Genomic DNA, 20,928 nt, shown 5'->3' on the forward strand with positions numbered 1-20,928 from the left:
CCCTTACACTGTAATTAGTTCCCGCGTTTGTATTCCATAAATTCGATGAATCCAATCCTCTGTCAGCTGTAAATTTGGTCCATCAAAGACAATTTCCCCTTGGTTCAAGCCAATAATGCGATCCGAGTATGCTTGAGCTACCTCAACTTGATGCAAATTCACTAAACAGGTAATACCCAATTCCGAAGTGATCGATTTTAAATGATCCATAATTATCTTTGAAGAATTAGGATCTAGGGAAGCAATTGGCTCATCACATAAAACAAGCTTTGGATCTTGAATTAGTGCTCGAGCAATCCCTACCCGCTGCTGCTGTCCGCCACTTAATTGGTCACAGCGCTTGTAAGCATGTTCTGCAATTCCCAATTTATGCAATAAGAAAAAGGCATGTTCCTTTTCATCCTCCGTAAATCTTCCCAGCATTCCTTGCAAGGTGGATTTATAACCGAATCGCCCATGCAGTACATTCTCAATTACAGTTAAACGTGGTACTAAATTATAATGCTGAAATACCATGCCAATATTTGTCCTTACTTGCCGCAAAGCACGCTTTTTTAGGTTGGCAACATTTTGATTGTCAAAGATAATATCGCCCTCACTAATCGAAACTAACCGATTAATACACCGTAAGAGCGTTGACTTTCCAGCACCAGAAGGCCCAATAATTGAAACAAATTCTCCAGCATTCACATGAAATGAAATATCCTTCAATACTTTTGTTTCTGAATCATACGATTTACTAAGCCCTGCGATTTGTAATAACGTCATGGTAGGCTCCCTCCCAATTGTTTGAATGTTTGAATATAGAGGATGTCCCCATAACCATGTGTTCAAAAAAGGAGTTTAAAATGGTCAAAAAGATCCATACACAGGGGACTTCCTAATTGTCCTTACACTTCGCTATTAAATTCAGCTGCATCGATTTAACTTCAACGCTAAAATTTTATCCATCTCACGTACGGAGAAAACCCAAGTGCTTTTTGAACCATTCTCTTTTTAAGGACATCCTCTTAGAAAAACTTGACTTGTCACCAAGTCTTTATGGCTAAAGTTTTATACTTCCTATAGTATAAAAGATTTTTTAGTTACTCTAATTCACGAATAGGATCAAACCAGTCATCTTCTACCGGAGCAAAACGTTCCTTATCTGTTTTAAAGAATAATGCACTGTCACCGGATTCCTCTGGAACAAAAATACCTTCATTATTAGCGACATCATCTGAAGTAAGTGCCTCTTGTATTTTCTTATAATCACCTTCACCTAAAGCATCCATATTGGCTGCAAATGGTGCATTCAGCACTGGGGTTACGCTCATTAATGTAAATTCTTTACCAGTTACTTTATTAAATGGTTCTTCCGCATTATCCTTTACTTGATACACAGAGCCAACCGTATTCGCTTCACCTTCTGCAACGTCAACATAATTTTCTACACATGTATCACAAAATGCAGCTATATCTGCATTTCCGGATAACAAATTGACTGCTGAACCTTGATGAGAGTTGCCAAATAACACTTGTGAAAACAGCGGCCCACCTTCCATGAGGTCTTCCTCTGTCAAATCTTTATACTCATCTTTCTCCGTAAAATAAGAGAGAATGCTAGCAGCAGGAACTTTAAATCCGGATGTTGAGCTATTTGATACAAATGAAAATTTCTTATCAGCTATCGTATCGAGGGAATATTCTCCATTGACTTTATAATTTTCTTGATCATCTACGTTTACTGCTAACCAGCTATGATATACTGCATCATCTAATGTACCGGATGGTCCAGTCGGTACAGCAATCGGCTGGATCGCATCGTTTTTGCCTTTTGCTTCAATGTATCCTTGCGCTCCCATGAAAGCAAGATCCGCATTATTATTCACTAATGTCTCGATCGCAATAGCATAATCTGTCGTTAAATGATGCTTTACTTCTTTACCAGTAGCTTCAGAAATAACTTTCCCAATCTCGTCACGGGATGATTTTAGATCTTCACCAGATTCATTTGGATACCAAACAATATCAATTACATCATCCACTTCAGCTTTACCTTTCGTCGCATTTCCATCTGAACAACCAACTGCAAATATGACTAATAAAAGTAAAACACCTAATCTAGCTAATGCTTTTCTCATCGTAACGCTCCTTCTCGTTTGATTATTTTGTTATCAGAATTGACATTTTGGACAAAAATAGCTAAGAATTCCATTTCATTCATGGGACTTTAACTCATTTCTTCTACCGCGAAAGCTATTCATCCACTACTATTTAAACATACGTTTTCCAAAGATAGATTATATTTACACTATTTTAACTAGGAATTAAGTAACTTTACATTTGGTTAATAAAGCAATAGTGAAAACTGTACAACGCATGAAGGGAAAAAAATTCTATTGTAAGTAGAACGTTTGGTGCAGTTCGCCTTCGAAAATTCCTGTTACCAATATAGTAGTAAAGGACTTCCAGCACTCTGTCTAAGATCTAGTGGAACTTTTTCTAAGATCTTTCGCCAAATTTGTTCAATTAAACTGTGGAATAACTAGTACTTCTCGGTTACTAATGGAAGTGGGCTGGAGATAGAGCCAATTTCTATCGGTTTTCCAAACTCACCATGATAATCGGTTCCTCCAGTCATGATTAAGTCATAGTTAGCCGCTATTTTTTCAATTCTTTGGTGGTCATTAGCTGGATGATCAGGGTGATTTCTTTCAATTCCCCCTAAGCCTGCTTCTACCAGTTCCGGAATAATATCGTATGAATCGAGCTGCCCCGGATGAGCCAATACCGCAACCCCACCATCGGCCACAATTGCTTCAACGGCTATACAGGCATCGACATATGTTATATCCCCTGCGGCGGGACCATTTCCTTTAAATAAGCGCTGATACAGTTGTTGATACGCTGTTGATGGATATGGGGCTTTTGTTAATTGCCGCATGACATGCTGCTTAAAGATCGTATTACTTGGATATGCAGAATCAATGACAGCCTGCCGGTCTATTTCATAACCAGACGCCTTTAATTGCTCTATTTGCCACAAAGTATGGTCGTTGCGCCTCTGCCTAATGGTCTGGCAAAGTGCTTCCATTTGTTTAGCATTAGAATCATAATGATAACCGAGCACATGCACCTTTCTGTTACGCTTAAAATCGTAAGCGGAAATTTCTATACCTGGAATAATCTTTATTCCATATTCAGCGCCAAGAGCTTGTTTTTCGCTTAATCCATTCGTGCTGTCATGATCGACGAAGCTTAACACTGTAACACCATTTTCACGTGCTTTTTTTAACACGGTTTGCACATCATCTGACCCATCTGAATAGTTACTATGCACATGAAGATCAGCCTTCACGGATAACACCTTCTTTTACAGGTTGGAGTTGACTAAATTTCATATCAAACACTTGATCACATAGCCCATCCATAAATTCAATATCATGAAAAATACCTACTAAGGTTGTGCCACTGGCTTTTAACTTTTCAATAATTTCTCGTACCTTTACTTTCGATTCTTGATCAAGGCTGGCAGTTGGCTCATCAAGTAAAAGCAATCGTGGTTTTTTGACTGTTGCCATGGCAATATTTAAACGCAACTTCTCTCCCCCAGAAAATGTATTCGGATACGTATCCCACAGATTACGATCTAGTTCAAAATGACGTAACGCCTTTTCTGCTTCTTTCTGTGCCGCTTCTTCTGTTTCCCCCATTTCTAACAATGCTTTTTCGACAAGCTCTCTTGAAGTTGTTCGTGGCATGACATTTAAAAATTGTGAAACATAGCCAATTTCATGCTTCCGTAAATAAAGGATCTCACGCTCGGTTGCATATGCTAAATCAATTAACCCATACCGTTTGGAATGATAAATAATATTTCCCGTATCAGGTAAATAGGTTCGATAAATACTTTTTAAGATCGTCGACTTCCCGCTGCCGCTTTTTCCAACAATTCCAACAAACTCCCCTTGCTCTAGTGAAAAATTAATATGCTCCACTGCTTGCATTGTTTTACCTAAATGATGAATGGTAAATCGTTTGCCGAAATTTTTTATTTGCAGCATCACCATCTGATTCAGCCTCCTCTTTAGTCGTTCTTCCGGTAATTGGTTGTTGTAATTAATGCACCATCAACCATTGTCGCTGTCAACATTGGGTACCCATCATCCATTCGTTCAATGACAATGATGTCTGCTTTTTTTCCCGGCTTGATAGAACCTATTTCATGATCCATGCGAACAGCTTTTGCTGGATTAAGCGTTACTTTCATAAACATATCGTGTAAGTTCTCTCCATGCGTTTCACTCAACTCGAAAATAGCATGTAATAATGCTGCCGGATAATAGTCACTGCATAAAATATCAATGCAATTTTCTTTAATGGCTTCAGCAGCGGATAGATTTCCAGAATGAGAACCACCGAGAAGTACATTAGGAGCTCCGGCAATAGTTTGTAGCCCAATATCTTGTGCTTTTTTCGCTACCTCCAGCGTGATTGGAAATTCACTAATTGTCGTTCCAAACGATTTAACGAGGTGGAGCTTCTCGATATTATCATCATCGTGAGAGGCTACAGCAATCCCCTTAGAAATTGCTAACTCCGCGACTTCCCTCATTCGTTCCATTGTCAATAATTCCACATTTTGCCGTTCTAAAATAATGGTCTGTACAGCCTCATCTGATAAATCACGATAACCTTGAAGTGTTTGCCGATAAACTTCCAGATCACGATATTGCCCTTGACCGGGAGTATGGTCCATAAACGACAATAAGTGAACCTTTCCTGCTTCTATATTGTTAATTAATTGATCTACTTCTGAAATATTATCAATTTCAAAACGAGCATGTAATCGATGACGAATTAAATGGAGCTCATAATGCGTATTAGCAATCGCATCAACCATGCGCTGGACATTTTCTGGAAGACGCATCGGTTTATGCTCAAAAGCATCGTCCCGATAAAATGATAAGGAATGGAACATGGTTGTAATACCATGACCAATCAGGATTTTTTCCGCCTCTCGTAAACTAATATTAAAATCCATCATACTGGTCGGTCTTGGTGAGGCAATTGTTTCAATATAATCAGAGTGGATATCGATAAATCCCGGTGATATATAGCCTCCATTGGCGTTTATGTGCTTTGCCGCTTTATATTGATTGAGTTCTACTTCTGGGATAATTGCTTCAATTATATCGCCGACTACGATAACAGCATGATTTTCAAGAATCTCATCTTCGGTAATTACTTTTCCATTATGAATGACATACACAATAGGCGCCCTCCTATAGTAACGAGTAAACTAATCGCTGCGTATACGCATGCTGAGGATCTTCCAAAATCTGATCCGTTAATCCATCTTCAATAATAGCCCCGTTTAACATCACGATCGTTCGATCAGCTAACATGCGAATCACTGCCAAATCATGGGAAACTACAATCATGCTAATCCCCCACTCCCTCTGAATCTCTTTAATTAAATCGAGTACGTTTGCTTGAACTGATAAATCCAAGCCCGTCGTCACTTCATCTAAAAAGAGAATCGGTGGGTTATTCGACAATGCTTTAGCGATTTGCACACGTTGCTGCATGCCTCCGGAAAAGTTTTGCGGCTCTTCTTTAGAACGAAACAGGGGAATTTGTACATTTTCTAATAATGAATGACCCGTTGCTTCCATAGACCCTACATGCCGACTTCCAGCAGCAATCAGTTTTTCAGCAATATTTCCGATTGAGGAAAAGTTCATTTTTAATCCATTCACAGGATTTTGATACACCATGCCATACTTATGATTGCGGATATACCGTTTTTTCTGTGATGATAAGGTAAACACATTTTGACCAAGCAATTCGTCATGGTCCATATAAGCCTCACCAGATGTTACTTCTGCATCAAAATAAAGACATTGCATCATCGTAGATTTTCCACTTCCACTTTCTCCAACGATGCCGAGAATCTCTCCCGGAAATAAGTCAAATGAAATATCCTGACAGGCATAGACTGATCCGCAGTGAGTGCAATAATTTTTTTCTAATGTTCTTCGTTTTTTATGAAAACAGACGGGACAACCTGGGCCAAAACGTTTCTCTAAATGACGTACACGTAAGATCGGTTCTTCATGCATGATGCTGTACCTCCAGGTCTTCTGTATCGTTTAATCGAGTTAGACAATAACTCGTATCGTTGCATTGGTAATATGTTTTTCCTGTTTCCTCATCGACTAATTCATCAAGAAATACATCTGTCGCACCACATAAATGACATGCCTGTCCGGAAAAAGTCTCCACAGCAAATGGATAATCTTCAAATGCGAGTGATGTAACATCCGTATATGGTGGAACAGCATAGATTTTCTTTTCTCTTCCTGCTCCTAACAAAATCAGTGCTTTTGATGCATTCATTTTCGGATTATCAAATCGAGGAATGGGGCTCGGAGCCATGACATGCCGATGATTAACATAAACCGGATGATCCGCACCGGTTGCCGTTTTTCCATATTTCATAATCTGCTCAAATAACAAGAGCCATGCCCCGCTATATTCTTCCTCAGCATGCAGCCGTTTCGTTACATACTCCCTTTTTTCCACTTCACGTAAAGGCTCCGGGGTAGGGACTTGTAATACTAGAATTTGCTCTTCTGTTAGTGGCACCTCTGGAATACGATGTCTGGATTGAATGAGAGTAGCAGCTTCGGTATGCTCAGTTAATTCAATACCAGTTGTTTGTTGAACGAGTTTTTTTATATTCACAGCGTTGACCGATTCATCCGCTCCTTGGTCAATTACCTTTAACGTATCCTCTCTACCAATTAAAGATAAGGTAAGTTGTAAACCACCTGTCCCCCAACCTCTAGCAATTGGCATCTCTCGAGACGCAAATGGTACTTGATAGCCTGGAATAGCAACAGCCTTCAATGTAGCACGACGAATCTCCTTCTTTGATCCCTCATCGAAAAATGCAAAATGTGTCGTATTATTCATGACTCTCTCCCTTTCTTTTTATCTCACGGACACTATCCAACTTTGATTGGAAAGTCACATAATGTGGGAGTTTTAAATGCGAAATAAACCCTGTTGCTTCCACGGAATCGATATGTAATAGTACAAACTCTTCATCATGAGTTGGAAAGTCCGCTTCCGGGTGTTCTAAGCATTGATCTAAAATACTCATCGCAATTGCCTTTGTTTCGTTTTGCCCATAACACACTCCATAGCCAATCTCAAAATCCAGTTCTGGTTCATTTTGTTCATTTTTTACAGTAATAGGTACAAAGGACTCCACTTCCGATACTCTAATCTCACCAATAAAGTAAGAGTCATCTTCCGTTGGTTCTAATTTAGTTGGATGGCTGACATAGATTGGCAGCTTGCCTACCCGAACTTCGCCAACAGTTGGATGTACTTGACCATAACCGCGTAAGGAGGCATAGCCGAGAGCGGTAACTGCACCTGTCTCGCCACGGGTTAAGGTTTGTAATCGAGCACTTCGAGAGGCTGGAAAAGAAAGACTCTCCTTCGTGATATCCATTGGCTCCGTATTATTCTCATCATCGTCTCCAAATAATCCTTCTTTTCGTAGATAGTCCACTACTTTTGGATAGTAGATAACTTTATCCGTCTCTCGATCTATCTCTTTTAACTTATTCTGATATTGTTTTAGCCAAGCTTCATTAGCTTCCCCATTTTCCTTTGCCAAATTAAAATTAAGCAAACGATGCGTATAATCTGTCGTAGCACCTAAAATCTGTCCTCCGGGTATGTCTTTAAAGCTTGCCGAAATACGTCTTTCTACAAACATAGATTCTGATTCGACTGTCTTGCTATAATACAATCTGGGTAAGGTCGAACGATGTGCCCGCATGATAAAAACAGCTTCTTCCATACTGCCTTCTGCTTGTTTAATAGCTAAAGCAGCAAGGAACGGTGAATATAAGCTGCTTTCTGACATCACTTGATCAACAAGTGCACGCATCGTAGCCATAATGGTATTAACTTCAATTATTTCTTTTTCTTTCAAGCGCTCATAAGTTAGTCGTTGAATGGACGCTTCAATTGCATTCGTTCCGCCTTTAACAGCTACATATCCCATTTATTCCACCTCCAGCAATGCAATCTTCGTTGTTCTTGGAATACAAGCAACTTGCAGCTTTGCATCCGTCAACACCACATCTACACCTAACGGGTATTCTTTTATACACTCATTACGAGCTAGCCAGACACTTTTTGTAAAACTTGTTTGCAAATGATTTTGATAAGAAATACCTGGTCCGGTTAATAAAAGCTGTACTTCATTGGAAAGGGCTGTCTCACTTTCCAATATCAGCGTAGAAGAATCTTGCGGATTGATTAAGTTTCCTTTTTTACACTGATCCAATGCTTGAATAATGGATGACTCTTTGGCATCCTCCAGCACAATAATGTAATCTGCCTCATGTAACGGTGCATATGTTGCTAACGTGTAGGCGGAAATCTTTTCTTGTATCGACCGTTTATGTTCAGAAATAACATGGAAGGTTACCTCTCCATCAAATAGCATCATGGTCGTTAATAATGTCGCATCATAACAAGGCAGTTGATAATCTATCCCGCTTGCTTGGTCGTGTAAATTAGCTATGACACCTGGACGTGAAATGCTGTTTAATATTTTTCGATATACTTGTTGCAAGTCATGAACTTGATCAATTGCCATATTATCCCTCTTTCACTTCATATTCTTACACTTCCATCGTTTCAAAGTTGACCTTTGTCTCTAACAACTCTGCCTGTCGCTTGATTTTTTTACGATTTATTTCTGCTTCTGCTCCGACTAATAGATTCGTCCACATCTGTGTTTCTGGTAAATTAGCATTATAGGCAGCATCAATAATCGCTAAGTTCATTGCCAACTCATCTTCCATCCCTTGAACGATGCCAATTCCAATTTGTTCATTTATCTCCACTTTTGCTTCCGTTACTAGTACTTCACCAATATAGAATAACGATTTTTTTGCACTCTCCCGCATTTTCACCATGGTTAATCCATAATGTGGCTTAACGATTACCTTGTAGGTGTATGCCTGCTTAATTTGACTTGCTAATTTTTCAGCCAAATCAGCATTCCCTTGAACAAGAATCTCCGTTCTTCTCCTTCTCTTCATTCATACATCCTCCTTTACAATTCCATCGTAACTTGTTGCCAAGTTGCTGTGTTTTAAGAAATCGTAAAGTATTTGTAAATTTACTTAATAAAGTGAAACTTCATTTAGTAGTGTTTTTTCTTCCTCCCCACTGATAGAGGTAGAACAAAAGCTTAAAACGCTAGGTTAGCGGCGTACAAACGACAGAGCTTCTGAAGTGAAGCGATAAAATGAAACTTCATTCAAACAGGCTTTTCTCCTTGACTAAGAAGAACGATTTTTTTGCGTGCGATGTATCGCTGCTGTAGCTTTCCTTGTTCTGAAAAAAGAAAGAGGCTTTTGTGCGATACTTAATCAAGAAGTCTTCCTTGTCCTTGAAAAACCGCGATGTATCGTTGGCGTAGTCCTTCTTATCCTGTAGGAATAAAATAGAAGTTCATTAGTTCGTTCTAGTGCACAAGCTAGACGAAGCTACTTTCAAAAAAACTATCCACCATGTAAAAACGGATATCGTTTCCTAGACAAACATAAAAGCCAGTAAGGATGAGGCTAGATCTCCTTACTGGCTTTCTTCTACTGATATATCATATTTAAATTTATCACTTCGGTATAAAATTTTTGTATATTCTAATACCTTTCCGGTTTTCACATCGATACAATCGCTTTCTACAACAATGAGCGGAACCATACTGTTGCACGATAGTAGTTGTTGTTCATAAGACGTAGGGTAAGTTACACTTAAATAAGATTTCTTACTTCTAAATTGGCTATACCCAAGCTTTCGATAATAGGCAAACATAGATATAATTTCCGAGCCTTCCTGCGCAATATTTGGAAAGTTAGCTTGATCCACAAAACTTTGATGAATCGCAATTGGTTCATCATCAATGATCCGCAGCCTGCCAATTTTATAAATAGAAGCTGTTTCATCAGCTTGAAGGGTTTCATAAGTCTTTTGATCATATTTAATTTTACTGCAATACATATTTCTCGTCGTTAAATGATAACCCGCTTGAATCATTTTGTCGGTAAAACTTTTATTTCCCGTCAGGTGTAATTGGATTGGCTTTGATGTTTTTTTTAAAAATCGTCCTTTTCCGTGGATAGAATAAATATATCCACGCGCCTCTAACGTTGCAAGAGCCTTACGAGCAGTCATCCGCGGTACTTTATATTCATTTGCCAGTCTGTTTTCAGAAGGCAGCTTCTCCCCGGGCTTTATCATTTTCGTAATAATTTGCTCCATTATATCATCAATGATCTGCGTCTCCTTACTTTCAGACATGTTCATTTCCCCCTTTGCAATTTAGTAAATTCTTGTTCCGCTTTACCAAAGCTTACTAAAAGAAGAAAAGCTAGAAGCGCTCGCTTAGCGCGTATCAACTGGAGAACTCCTGACGAGATGACACTTCCTTCAAGAGGTGCTTCTCTCCTTGAAAAAATAGGGATGTATCGCTTCCGTGCTTTCCTTGATCTTGAAAAACTGCGATGTATCGCTATCATAGCACTTCTTGACATTGAAAAGAAGAACGCTTTTTTTAAAGACGCCCGAGATTCTAGCCTTTGTTCTACTTCAAACCGTGAGCGATAAGAACCTCCCTAATTGAAGTTTCCCTTTATAATAAGCCGACCCATTGCCAATACGTCGCACTGAAAATAATGATTAAAATATAGCCTAAAGCAGTAATTGGTATTCCCGATTTCAGCAATTGCTTTGTTGTAAATGTTCCCGTTCCGTATGCGAGCATATTTTGTGGTGCATTGACCGGAAGTAAAAACCCAAAACTAATGACAAATTGCATAATCAGTACCAGTCCTGGTCCATTAAATGACGTCGGCTCCATTGCTGTTACTAGAGCGATAACAATTGGTATTAATGCTGATGCTAAGCTGGTCGCACTGGAAAAACCTAAATGGATAACAATATTAAATAATGCTAAAATAGCAACTAAAGCAATAACAGACATTCCAGCTAACCCCATTGCCTCAAACGTATTCGAAGATAGCCAGGTAGCAGCTTCTGTGCTTAATAACACCATACCAAGTGAAATACCGGTAGCAAACACAACAAGTGTTCCCCAAGGAATCTTAGCTTGTACTTCTTTCCAAGTAAAAATACCAACTTTTGGCAAAAGCGTAATCGCAACTGCTATAATTGTAACCGTCGTTGAATCTAATGGATGAAGAAATCCTTCTGTTGACCATAAAAGAAGTAAACCAATCGAAATAATGATCAATCGCCATTCACTAGACTTCATTTTTCCCAAAGCTTTTAACTGTGTTTGAATACTATTTCCTTCAGATAAGTTGGTTTGTTCTGGCTTAATCAGCTTAGTCATTACAAAAAACAATAGGATCGACATGAGAATCGACCATGGAGCAGCGTATAAAAACCATTTTCCCCAAGCAACATCAATCCCAAATTTCGAATGGATAAACCCTAACGCTACCATATTTTGCGCCGCAGCCGTTTTAATTCCAACATTCCAAATGGAAATCGACTGAACAGCAGTAATGATTAATAAAGCTGCTAATTTACTCGTGTTCGTTAACCCAAATGCCGCAACAATGCCTAATAGTATAGGAATGATCGTACCTGCACGTGCAGTTGCACTGGGTACAAATAAAGCAAGTACAAAGCTGACCACAATCGTTCCTATTACTAATCGGCTTGGCTTTGTACCGATTTTTGACATGATAAATAAAGCAATTCGCTTGTGTAATCCGGTTATTTCCATGGCAGCTGCTAAAAATAGAGCGCCTGCTACAAGCCCCACTGCTGTAGAACTAAATCCGGCAATTGCCATTCCTAAAGCTTCTTTTGTTCCATACACCGTGGAGGGATCGTCAATCGTTGGCGATAATCCAACTAAAATCGCTAACCAACTAATAATCATCAATGCACTAACAGGATAAGGCACTGCTTCAGTTACCCATAAGATAACAGCAAATGCTAATACAGCTAGCACTCTTTGCCCAACAATTGGAAGTGAGTCAGGGTTTGGTAACATTAAAATAATGAATAATGCAAGAAAAGCTAAAATAATGCCAATTAAATTTTTATTTTTCATAAAAACCTGTCCCTTCATCTTCATTATAAGGCAATATTCCCCTTGAAATCGTTAACAATAATCGCATAATACGTTACTTAGTTACATAATTCACAATGTGTTCAAATTTTAACCTACATAGATATTTTAATAAGCAAAAAGACTAATTCTACCAGTTATTTATTTATTATTCATGCCCTGATCGTTCATAGAAAATACGAAAAATGCGGTTAACAGCAGCCTAACTAAAACGGAGTCCAATTAAATAGGAGGGAAAACTGCGTTAACACCTGTCTTTTACAACATGCTACGTTGCACATGCAAAAATTTTTATACACAAAAAATCCCAATAACGTGTTCTCACGCTATTGGGATCGTGCTATATGTTTTCTAAAAACACACGAATTACATCTACACCGCCAATAAAAGTACCTAAAGAACTTCCTATATTGGCAAGCATCACAATTAATAAAACTCGCGTTACTTTATTTCGCCAAAATCCTTTCACTGTAAACACATCTTCGGACAATGATTCAAAATCACTAACATGAGGTCTGCGCACATACGCTTGCACAAAACCGGCAAACCAGCCAGCTGCCAATAGTGGATTAAGCGATGTTATCGGTGCAACTACAAATGCAGTTAAGATGGTCAAGGGATGTCCTAATGCAAGAATCGCACCAATCGCTGATAACCCGCCATTCCAAATGATCCAGCTAAGCGTTTGTTCCCAGCCTGCTGCAGGATTAGAAAGAAACGTATACAAAATAATTGCTAAAATAAATACAGGGATTGACCATCCAATAAGTTTCGGCAACTTTGATTTGGATGGTAATTCTCGTAGTTTCGTTAAGTCATGCTCCTTTTGAATTTGCTCTGTAATTCCCGGAACATGGGCCGCACCAAGCACGGCTACCACTTTATTGCCAGGAGCTTCTTTAATTTTCTGTGCTAAATATTGATCTCTTTCATCAATTAATGGTTTTTTTAACTTCGGAAAAGAATCGGTGAATTCTTGAAGAATTGTATTAATCGTATCCTGCTGCTTCATTTTTTCCAGTTCTTCCTCAGATATGGATTCATTGCTAAAAATACTCGCGATCACTTGTGTCAACAGTAACGCTTTCCCTTTCAAACCAATATTATGCCAAATCCGCGAAAATGTAATTTGAATGTTACGATCTGCCAGTACAAGCTTTGCCCCTATCTCTTTGGCTGATTCAATACCTTGTATCATTTCCTGTCCTGGATTAATGCCAAATTGCTTTGCCATCCGTTTTTGAAAAGAGGAGATAGCCAGATTCATCAATAATAAAGAAGCCTTCTTTTCTTTAATCACCTTAAAAATGTCCATATTCTTCCACTTATTTTCGTCTTTCAATGATTGATATCGCTGTTCATCTAGCTCTACACATACGGCGTCAGGCTTTTCAATCTCAATTACTTCCTTCACCTGTTCCGCACTATGCTTGGAAACATGAGCGGTACCAATCAAAATATATTCCTTATCACCGATATGTATTCTTGTTATATTATCTTCAGTCATACAATACCTTCCTTTAACTTCATCATCTTAGAAAAACTTAGCTTATCGCCAAGTCTTTAGCGAAAGCTGTAGTTTTTCTTATACTATAAACCCTAAAGTTTTATGCTTTCCTATAGTACAAATAATGACATAATAACGAAATACCAAATATCTCCTATAAATACATGTTCAAAAAGGCAGTTAAAGAACCTTTTGAACATCTGTTATAATCAATTATACGTTAAACATTCTTATTTTTATATAGAAAAATTATTCACGAATTAAAATACTTATTGCCCATTTTATGTCATGAGCCAAAACGGCTTAAAAAGGGAAAAACCATGAAGAAGCCCCCATGGTTTAGCATAAACATTATTATAGTCTTCTAAACCTGCAAGTGAATGCGGTTTGAAGTTTCATATAGTTATAAAGCATACGTGCATGTCTTCCCTTTTCCGTCTTTTCATCCATTTTAGTTTGCAATTTAGTCATAAACTCTTGATCACATTTACAAGGATCTCGTAAGCGTCGGTAACATTCATCATGCGCTTTACAAAGAGCGTCTACATCATTAATTGGCGCGCCGGGGCCATTACACCCAGGTCCACACCATCTGTAGCCTGGTGGAAAGCAAAAACCTTTTTTATTTATATTTCCACGTTGCTTCATCATTACCAACACCCCCTCCGTTTACTATATTCAAAAAGAGGCAGGGGTGTCCTATACAGTTATCTTGTCGCTACGTAATTTTATGAGATCCATCTACAATCATGAACCTCCTTAAGTGATAACTCTATTAGCAACGTGAAATACGCTTATCGTTTTCATTTTAGATCGGAACAATAACATATATACGATATTAAAATTTGTAATGTGTTTTTTATTTGCTGCACTCTGAACTTTTAAAACAACACACCTATTCTTCATTCAAAAAATATGCTTGGCGGAAAAGAAGCATCGTCCCTATCTGAAATAATAGCCACTTCTGTATTTAATTTAGCGAACAGGATTGGTGCTACCTTTGGAGCTTTCTGACTGCATCATGAAATTGACTACACGGAGATTACAATCCTTTCAGCCAGTATGATTGCATTAGGTCTGGCACTTACCGGAATTACCAACAAAGTAGAGGATAAATCGTTTATCGCTGAGAACTAAAACAAGGTGGTAAAAGCCTACCTTGTTATTCTATACGTTTAATTACACGAGCAGGATTTCCTCCAACTACTGAATTCGCAGGAACATCCTTAACTACAACTGTACCAGAAGCAATCACCGCATTATCACCAATGGTTACTCCAGGATTAATAACAGCGCGACCACCAATCCAAACATTATCTCCAATGGTAACCGGCTTACCAAATTCAACTCCCGAGTTTCTTGCTATCGGGTCTAATGGATGGGTGGCTGTATAAATATGTACACCTGGTGCCAACATACAGTTAGTTCCTATGTTAATTTCACAGACATCTAACATAACACAATCAAAATTTGCGTAAAAATGATCACCAACATGAATATTATATCCGTAGTCACAGCGAAATGTAGGTTCTACATAAATATGCTGTCCTGTAGATCCAAATAAATTTTTGATCATTTTCTCTCGCTCTGCCAATTCCGATTCCAATGTCTGATTATATAAGCGCGTTTTTCTCCGACATACCTCTCGATCAATTACTAATGTTTTATCTGATGGATTGTATAATTCTCCAGCAATCATTTTGTCCTTCTCTGTTTTCATCGTTACGCTCCTTCTGTTTATGATAGTTAAAGAATAGCATAAACAGAAGTGAAACTCATTCCGTAGTGCCCCACTGCCAAGAAGTAGAACAAAGGCTATAATTCTAGGCTTCCTTGAAAAGTTGCGATATATTCCTGCGAAGCTTACTCTGTCCTTAAAAGGAAATTTCCTTTTAAGGATGCAATGCTTAATCGGAAGTCTTTCTTGTCCTTGAAAAACCGCAGTGTATTGCTGCCGTAGCAAGTCTGTCCTTGAAAAATCGCGAAGCTTATTCAAGAAGCATTCCTTGTCCTGTCACCTCCAACGAATCAGGAGTTTAGGCGCTGTTTCTCTCATACAGTTCGTAAAATAAAAAGCAGGTTTTTTAAAGGAGAGAAATACGGCATCCGGAGTAAACTTTAATTTAATTGAAAAACGATAACGAGCGTATATCCTAGGATTACTAATAGGATTGTACCGATAGCCCCTGCTAGGAATGATTTCATGCCCAACCTGCGAAAAGTCTTAATATCAACATTTAAACCAAGCCCAGCCATTGCCATTGCAATAAATAAATAAGCAACCGTAACAATATGGTTTGCTATCGTCTCTGATACAATACCAAGTGTATTAAATCCACTCATTGCCAGGAATCCTAAAATAAACCACGGTATAATGGACAGCGATACTTTTTTATTCGTTGTTTCTCCACCGCGTTGAAATAAGTAGCCGATAACAATAACGACAGGTACTAATAGTGCGACGCGCGTAAGTTTAACAATTACCGCCAGATCAACCGCTTCACTGCCGCCAACATCAGCAGCGGCAATAACATGTGCTATTTCATGTAACGTAGCTCCTGTAAAAACGCCATAAGCCGTTGGAGATAAATGCAATAAGGAATAAATAACACTATAAATCAATGTAAAGATCGTTCCTAAAACAGCAATAGTAGCTGCTCCCACAGCTGTTTCCTCATCCTTTGCCTTAACTTGCGGACTAACAGCTACCACTGCAGCGGCACCACAAATTGCAGTTCCGCATGCTGTTAATATCCCAAGTCGTTTCCCAACCCCAAACCAACGCGTTAAGCCATAAACTACGAGTAATGTAAATACAAGACAAATAGCCGCAATCATAAACACTTTTATCCCTGCGTTATAGATGTCTGCTAAATTTAATCGCATTCCTAATAGAACAATCCCGAGTCGAAGTAATTTTTTATTTGAAAATGTTATTCCGGATTGCCAATGCGCGTTTACCCCAATGGTTGATCTCCAAACCATTCCAATTATAATTGCAATGACAAGCTGCCCCATAACAGATAACAAAGGCAATTGGGCTACATATTTAGCTAAAATAGCTATGAACAGTGTAACCCCAATTCCTTTGAGAAAAGCCAAACGGTCTTCTCTATTGTTCTCAACCGTTTTTCCCATTACAAACACTTCCTTTATCTATCGTTAATTTTACTTTATCGAATGCTGGTTTATTAGTAAAATACATATAAGTAATTGTTATTATTAATATATTTAATAATTAGGAGGGGCTCTATTGTATTACGATGCGTTGCGAACATTTATCACCCTTGTGGAAGTTAAAAACTTTACCAAAGCAGCAGAAAAATTGCATATATCACAGCCAAGTGTGAGCTTACATATGAAAAATCTGGAGCAGGAACTAGGAACAAAGCTGGTAGTCCGCTCGCGAAAGTCATTCCAAGTATCACCGACGGGAGAGTTGTTATACGACAGGGCGAAACAAATTATTCGTATCTACGAACAAACAAAACGAGATATTTTAGCGCATCATCAAATCGTCAAGGGGAAGTTGAAAATTGGTGCCAGTTTCACGATTGGGGAATACATTTTGCCAAATTTATTAGTAGATGTACACAATGCCTACCCAGAGCTTGAACTTGAAGTGATAATAGGCAATACAGAAGAAGTTGTACGACATGTACAATTATTTCACGTTGATATTGGCTTAATTGAAGGACAAACGAATAATAAAGAGTTAACTGTACATCCATTTATGCAAGATAAATTATATGTTGTTGCTTCCATCCATCATCCGTTAACGGCCAAGAAACAAGTTACGATCGCTGACCTACAGAATCAGCCATGGGTCTCTCGTGAAGAAGGTTCGGGTACACGCGAATACCTTGAACATGTTATTCGTTCTAATGGATTGAAAACAAAGTCCATCCTAACGATCAGCAGTAATCAGGGAGTTAAAGAAATGGTCATAAAAGGGATGGGCTTATCTCTACTGTCCCACAGTGTTATAGAGCGGGATGTTGCATTAAAGCAATTGGCAATTTTAAACTTACAGCGTATTCATTTTACAAGAACTTTTTCCTATGTTTTCTCTCCTATTATGAAAAGCAAGCAAAATGTAGAAGCTTTTCTCAACATGTTGAAGAAGAAATGGCCGTATGAATAGTGATGTCGCACTCATATAGAGTGCGACCCTATCGATGTCTGGTAAATGCAATGAGTGCCATGATTTCAATCCACGCACTCATATAGAGTGCGACAGGAATTAACGTCGTATGGGACGACTTTCTCACGTATATTTCAATCCACGCACTCATATAGAGTGCGACTAGCAAACTACAGCATTATGGCTTTGATGGAATTACAATTTCAATCCACGCACTCATATAGAGTGCGACTGCGATTTTGGCCAAAAGTGAACCAAAATCGCCAGATTTCATAACATATTTAACCTTAATTTAACAAAAATTAGCCCTTTAAACAATGTATAACTTGCCACACACCTAATTTCTTCCAAATATTCAGGTGCGAATCCCCCAGGAAAATCATGTGCACTTCACATTCGCACCTAGAAATTTTATCTAATATCAATCTACCCATATTGTATTATATTAATAATTGATTTCAATATTTTTTACAAATTAGAGAGATTTAAATTTAATAGGGAAAAATACCCATATTCTTGTAGTCATGATTGATCAGATGTGGTACAATCAACTCAAAAGTAGTATAGCTTTATTTTCTTTATTATTCTAGTAAATTGATGGTTAGGTTGTGATAAAATGGATTTTATTGCCCATATTCGACAAAGTGACAACAACATTCAAAGAGTAAAAGACCATTTATTAGAAGTAAAAGAATTGGCTGAACAGTATGGGACTCCTATGGGAATAAAATATTTATGTGGACTTGCAGGTGTGTTACATGATTTTGGTAAGTACAGTAATGCGTTTCGTGAATATATCATTCAAGCTGTTCATCATCCCGATGCACCTCCAAAAAGAGGGAGTGTAGACCATTCTACTGCGGGAGCAAAACTACTATTTGATTTGTTTCATAAAGATCATATAGTTCCTGAAAAAGCAATTGTTGCAGAAGTAGTAGGAAACGCTATTATCTCACATCATTCCTATCTTCATGATTTTTTTACACCTGAGTTAGATTCTAAATATTTAACACGCGTCCGAGATAAAGAAATACCTGAGTATGATTATATGGTTGAGAATTTTTTTACATATGTTATGAGTGAACGTGATTTCCATTATTATGTCGATCAAGCTACAAAAGAGTTACTATTCTTTATTCAAAATGAGCCTCCTGAATCTTGTGAAAAACAATTGATGTTTTTAACCAAGTTTATTTTTAGTGCCTTAATTGATGCTGATCGCACGAATACAAGGTTATTTGAAGAAAATAAACACCAAACCTCTATAGATCATGAAGAACTATTCCAAAATTACTATGATAGATTACAAGACAAAATAAACTCCTTTCAACATCATGAAAAAGCAAATACGCCAATTAATCAATTGCGTTCAAGCATGTCGGAACATTGCGATAGGTTTGCAGAGAATCCCTCTGGTATTTATACTCTTTCTATACCTACAGGCGGCGGGAAAACTTTAGCCAGTTTACGCTACGCTTTAAAGCATGCATTATTACATAATAAAAAACGCATTATATATGTTGTTCCATTTACCACGATTATTGAGCAGAACGCTGAAGAAGTAAGAAAAATAGTAAAAGACAATGAAAACGTTTTAGAACATCATTCTAATATCATTCTTGATGAAGAAGATAATGATGAGCATCAAGATGGTGTTGTAACAAAACAACAAAAACTGAAGTTAGCTAAAGATAATTGGGATGCACCAATTATTTTCACAACGATGGTACAGTTTTTAAATGTTTTTTATGCCAAAGGAAGTAGACATATTCGCCGCTTGCATCATTTAAGTGAGGCCGTAATTGTATTTGATGAGGTGCAAAAAGTACCTGTTAAATGTATTTCTTTATTCAATCAGGCACTTAACTTTTTAAAAGCTTATGGTAAATCTAGTCTTCTTCTTTGTACTGCAACACAACCTGCTTTGGATTTTGTTAAAAATAAACTAGAAATAAATACGGATGCGGAAATAGTAGAAAACCTTGACGATGTGGTGAAAGCTTTTAAACGAGTGGAAATTATCGACAAAGCGACAGACGGAGGAATGGCTACTAGTGAATTAGCTGATTTTGTTAAAGAACAGATAAACCAGGTTCAAAATGTGTTAGTGATCTTAAACACAAAAACGGTTGTAAAAACGCTATATCAAGAGTTGCAACATAAAATGGATGATAAAGTAGCTGTTTATCACTTGAGTACATCTATGTGCGCCGCTCACCGAAATCATATTTTGCATGAAGTAAGAAACAAATTAAAAGCAAAAACGCCTGTTATTTGTATTAGTACTCAATTAATCGAAGCCGGTGTTGACATTAGCTTTGATTGTGTCATCCGTTCATTAGCTGGTTTAGATTCTATTGCTCAAGCCGCCGGACGCTGTAATCGGCATGGAGAAAAAGATATACAACAAGTATATGTTATCGATCACCAAGAAGAACAGCTCAAATTTTTAAAAGAAATTGATGTGGGAAAGCAAATAACGAGGCGAATCTTAATTGATATGAAACGGGATGAGAATGCCCATGGTGGTAATATGTTATCACCAAAAGCCATGGAACGATATTTTCAAGAACTTTATGCGGAGCTTTCTAATGACTTAGATTATTATATCCCATCCTTAAAGAAGGATATGATGGAGTTGTTAATGGCTCCAAAGCATGAATCAGGTTATGTGGAAGCTTATATCAGTAAATATAACGAGCAGATTCCATTATTTATAACAAACAGCTATCGGACAGCTGCGAAATATTTTCAAGTAATAGATGATCATACGACTTCAGTTATTGTACCTTATAGAGAAGGAAAAGATATTATAACAGAATTAAGCGGAAATATATCCATGGAGGATTTATCTAGATGCATGAAGAGAGCTCAATACTATTCTATTAACTTGTATACATATGAATTAGATTTATTAATGAAAAGCGATGGTCTTGTATCTTTTTTTGAAGGAAAAATTCTTGCATTAAAAGAAGGAGCTTATAGTGAGGAATTTGGATTTAATATAGAAAGTGACAGCCTAGAAGAGTTTTATATGTATTGAGAAAAGATATTTTGATCCAAAAAACAAGTAATATTTGAAAGGGGGTG

The 20,928-nt window shown here is 37.8% G+C and carries 18 protein-coding genes; 2 read left to right on the forward strand and 16 right to left on the reverse strand.

Annotation, left to right across the window (positions count from 1 at the left end):
- Positions 1-3: 3 nt before the first annotated feature.
- The 16 genes from phnC to JNUCC74_RS17775 all read right to left on the reverse strand — a co-directional run bounded on the left by phnC (position 4) and on the right by JNUCC74_RS17775 (position 16,832).
- Positions 4-768 (reverse strand): phosphonate ABC transporter ATP-binding protein, encoded by a 765-nt coding sequence (gene phnC, locus JNUCC74_RS17700; protein WP_077318711.1) that lies wholly within the window; start codon positions 766-768, stop codon positions 4-6.
- Between the two features lie 317 nt (positions 769-1,085).
- Positions 1,086-2,123: a PhnD/SsuA/transferrin family substrate-binding protein gene (locus tag JNUCC74_RS17705; protein ID WP_077318712.1), complete on the reverse strand. Its 1,038-nt coding sequence runs from the start codon at positions 2,121-2,123 to the stop codon at positions 1,086-1,088.
- A gap of 404 nt (positions 2,124-2,527) precedes the next feature.
- Positions 2,528-3,340, reverse strand: coding sequence for a PHP domain-containing protein (locus JNUCC74_RS17710; protein WP_454066324.1), 813 nt, complete (start codon positions 3,338-3,340; stop codon positions 2,528-2,530).
- Positions 3,330-4,052 carry a phosphonate C-P lyase system protein PhnL gene (phnL, locus tag JNUCC74_RS17715; RefSeq protein ID WP_077318714.1) on the reverse strand — a complete coding sequence of 241 codons (723 nt, stop codon included), beginning with the start codon at positions 4,050-4,052 and terminating at the stop codon, positions 3,330-3,332. The genes JNUCC74_RS17710 and phnL overlap by 11 nt, the downstream gene beginning before the upstream one ends.
- Before the next feature lie 17 nt (positions 4,053-4,069).
- Entirely contained in the window at positions 4,070-5,254 is a 1,185-nt protein-coding gene (gene phnM, locus JNUCC74_RS17720; protein ID WP_454066325.1) for a phosphonate metabolism protein PhnM, read from the reverse strand.
- Positions 5,255-5,267: 13 nt separating this feature from the next.
- Complete coding sequence (locus JNUCC74_RS17725) at positions 5,268-6,107, reverse strand: ATP-binding cassette domain-containing protein (RefSeq protein WP_454066326.1); 840 nt, start codon at positions 6,105-6,107, stop codon at positions 5,268-5,270.
- Positions 6,100-6,963 carry an alpha-D-ribose 1-methylphosphonate 5-phosphate C-P-lyase PhnJ gene (locus JNUCC74_RS17730; protein WP_454066327.1) on the reverse strand — a complete coding sequence of 288 codons (864 nt, stop codon included), beginning with the start codon at positions 6,961-6,963 and terminating at the stop codon, positions 6,100-6,102. Before JNUCC74_RS17730 ends, JNUCC74_RS17725 begins: the two co-directional genes overlap by 8 nt.
- On the reverse strand, positions 6,956-8,071 hold the full coding sequence (locus JNUCC74_RS17735; RefSeq protein WP_454066328.1) for a carbon-phosphorus lyase complex subunit PhnI: 1,116 nt from the start codon (positions 8,069-8,071) through the stop codon (positions 6,956-6,958). Before JNUCC74_RS17735 ends, JNUCC74_RS17730 begins: the two co-directional genes overlap by 8 nt.
- Complete coding sequence (gene phnH / locus JNUCC74_RS17740; protein WP_454066329.1) at positions 8,072-8,671, reverse strand: phosphonate C-P lyase system protein PhnH; 600 nt, start codon at positions 8,669-8,671, stop codon at positions 8,072-8,074. It lies immediately after the preceding gene.
- Between the two features lie 25 nt (positions 8,672-8,696).
- Positions 8,697-9,119, reverse strand: coding sequence for a phosphonate C-P lyase system protein PhnG (gene phnG / locus JNUCC74_RS17745; protein ID WP_454066330.1), 423 nt, complete (start codon positions 9,117-9,119; stop codon positions 8,697-8,699).
- A 538-nt stretch (positions 9,120-9,657) separates the two neighbouring features.
- Entirely contained in the window at positions 9,658-10,383 is a 726-nt protein-coding gene (locus tag JNUCC74_RS17750; RefSeq protein ID WP_454066331.1) for a GntR family transcriptional regulator, read from the reverse strand.
- A 331-nt stretch (positions 10,384-10,714) separates the two neighbouring features.
- Positions 10,715-12,169, reverse strand: coding sequence for a DASS family sodium-coupled anion symporter (locus JNUCC74_RS17755; protein ID WP_454066332.1), 1,455 nt, complete (start codon positions 12,167-12,169; stop codon positions 10,715-10,717).
- Between the two features lie 358 nt (positions 12,170-12,527).
- Positions 12,528-13,694 carry a TraB/GumN family protein gene (locus JNUCC74_RS17760; protein WP_454066333.1) on the reverse strand — a complete coding sequence of 389 codons (1,167 nt, stop codon included), beginning with the start codon at positions 13,692-13,694 and terminating at the stop codon, positions 12,528-12,530.
- A gap of 354 nt (positions 13,695-14,048) precedes the next feature.
- Positions 14,049-14,345 carry a phospholipase A2 family protein gene (locus JNUCC74_RS17765; protein WP_454066334.1) on the reverse strand — a complete coding sequence of 99 codons (297 nt, stop codon included), beginning with the start codon at positions 14,343-14,345 and terminating at the stop codon, positions 14,049-14,051.
- A 511-nt stretch (positions 14,346-14,856) separates the two neighbouring features.
- Complete coding sequence (locus JNUCC74_RS17770; RefSeq protein WP_077318724.1) at positions 14,857-15,414, reverse strand: maltose acetyltransferase domain-containing protein; 558 nt, start codon at positions 15,412-15,414, stop codon at positions 14,857-14,859.
- Positions 15,415-15,812: 398 nt separating this feature from the next.
- Complete coding sequence (locus JNUCC74_RS17775) at positions 15,813-16,832, reverse strand: YeiH family protein (protein WP_454066335.1); 1,020 nt, start codon at positions 16,830-16,832, stop codon at positions 15,813-15,815.
- Positions 16,833-16,947: 115 nt separating this feature from the next.
- On the opposite strand from JNUCC74_RS17775, the gene JNUCC74_RS17780 reads away from it, so the two are divergent.
- Both JNUCC74_RS17780 and cas3 read left to right on the forward strand, forming a co-directional pair.
- Positions 16,948-17,838, forward strand: a complete 891-nt coding sequence (locus tag JNUCC74_RS17780; protein WP_454066336.1) for a LysR family transcriptional regulator — start codon at positions 16,948-16,950, stop codon at positions 17,836-17,838.
- Between the two features lie 616 nt (positions 17,839-18,454).
- Entirely contained in the window at positions 18,455-20,881 is a 2,427-nt protein-coding gene (cas3, locus tag JNUCC74_RS17785) for a CRISPR-associated helicase Cas3' (RefSeq protein ID WP_454066337.1), read from the forward strand.
- The last annotated feature ends 47 nt before the right edge of the window (positions 20,882-20,928 follow it).

Source organism: Cerasibacillus sp. JNUCC 74, from assembly GCF_053667775.1.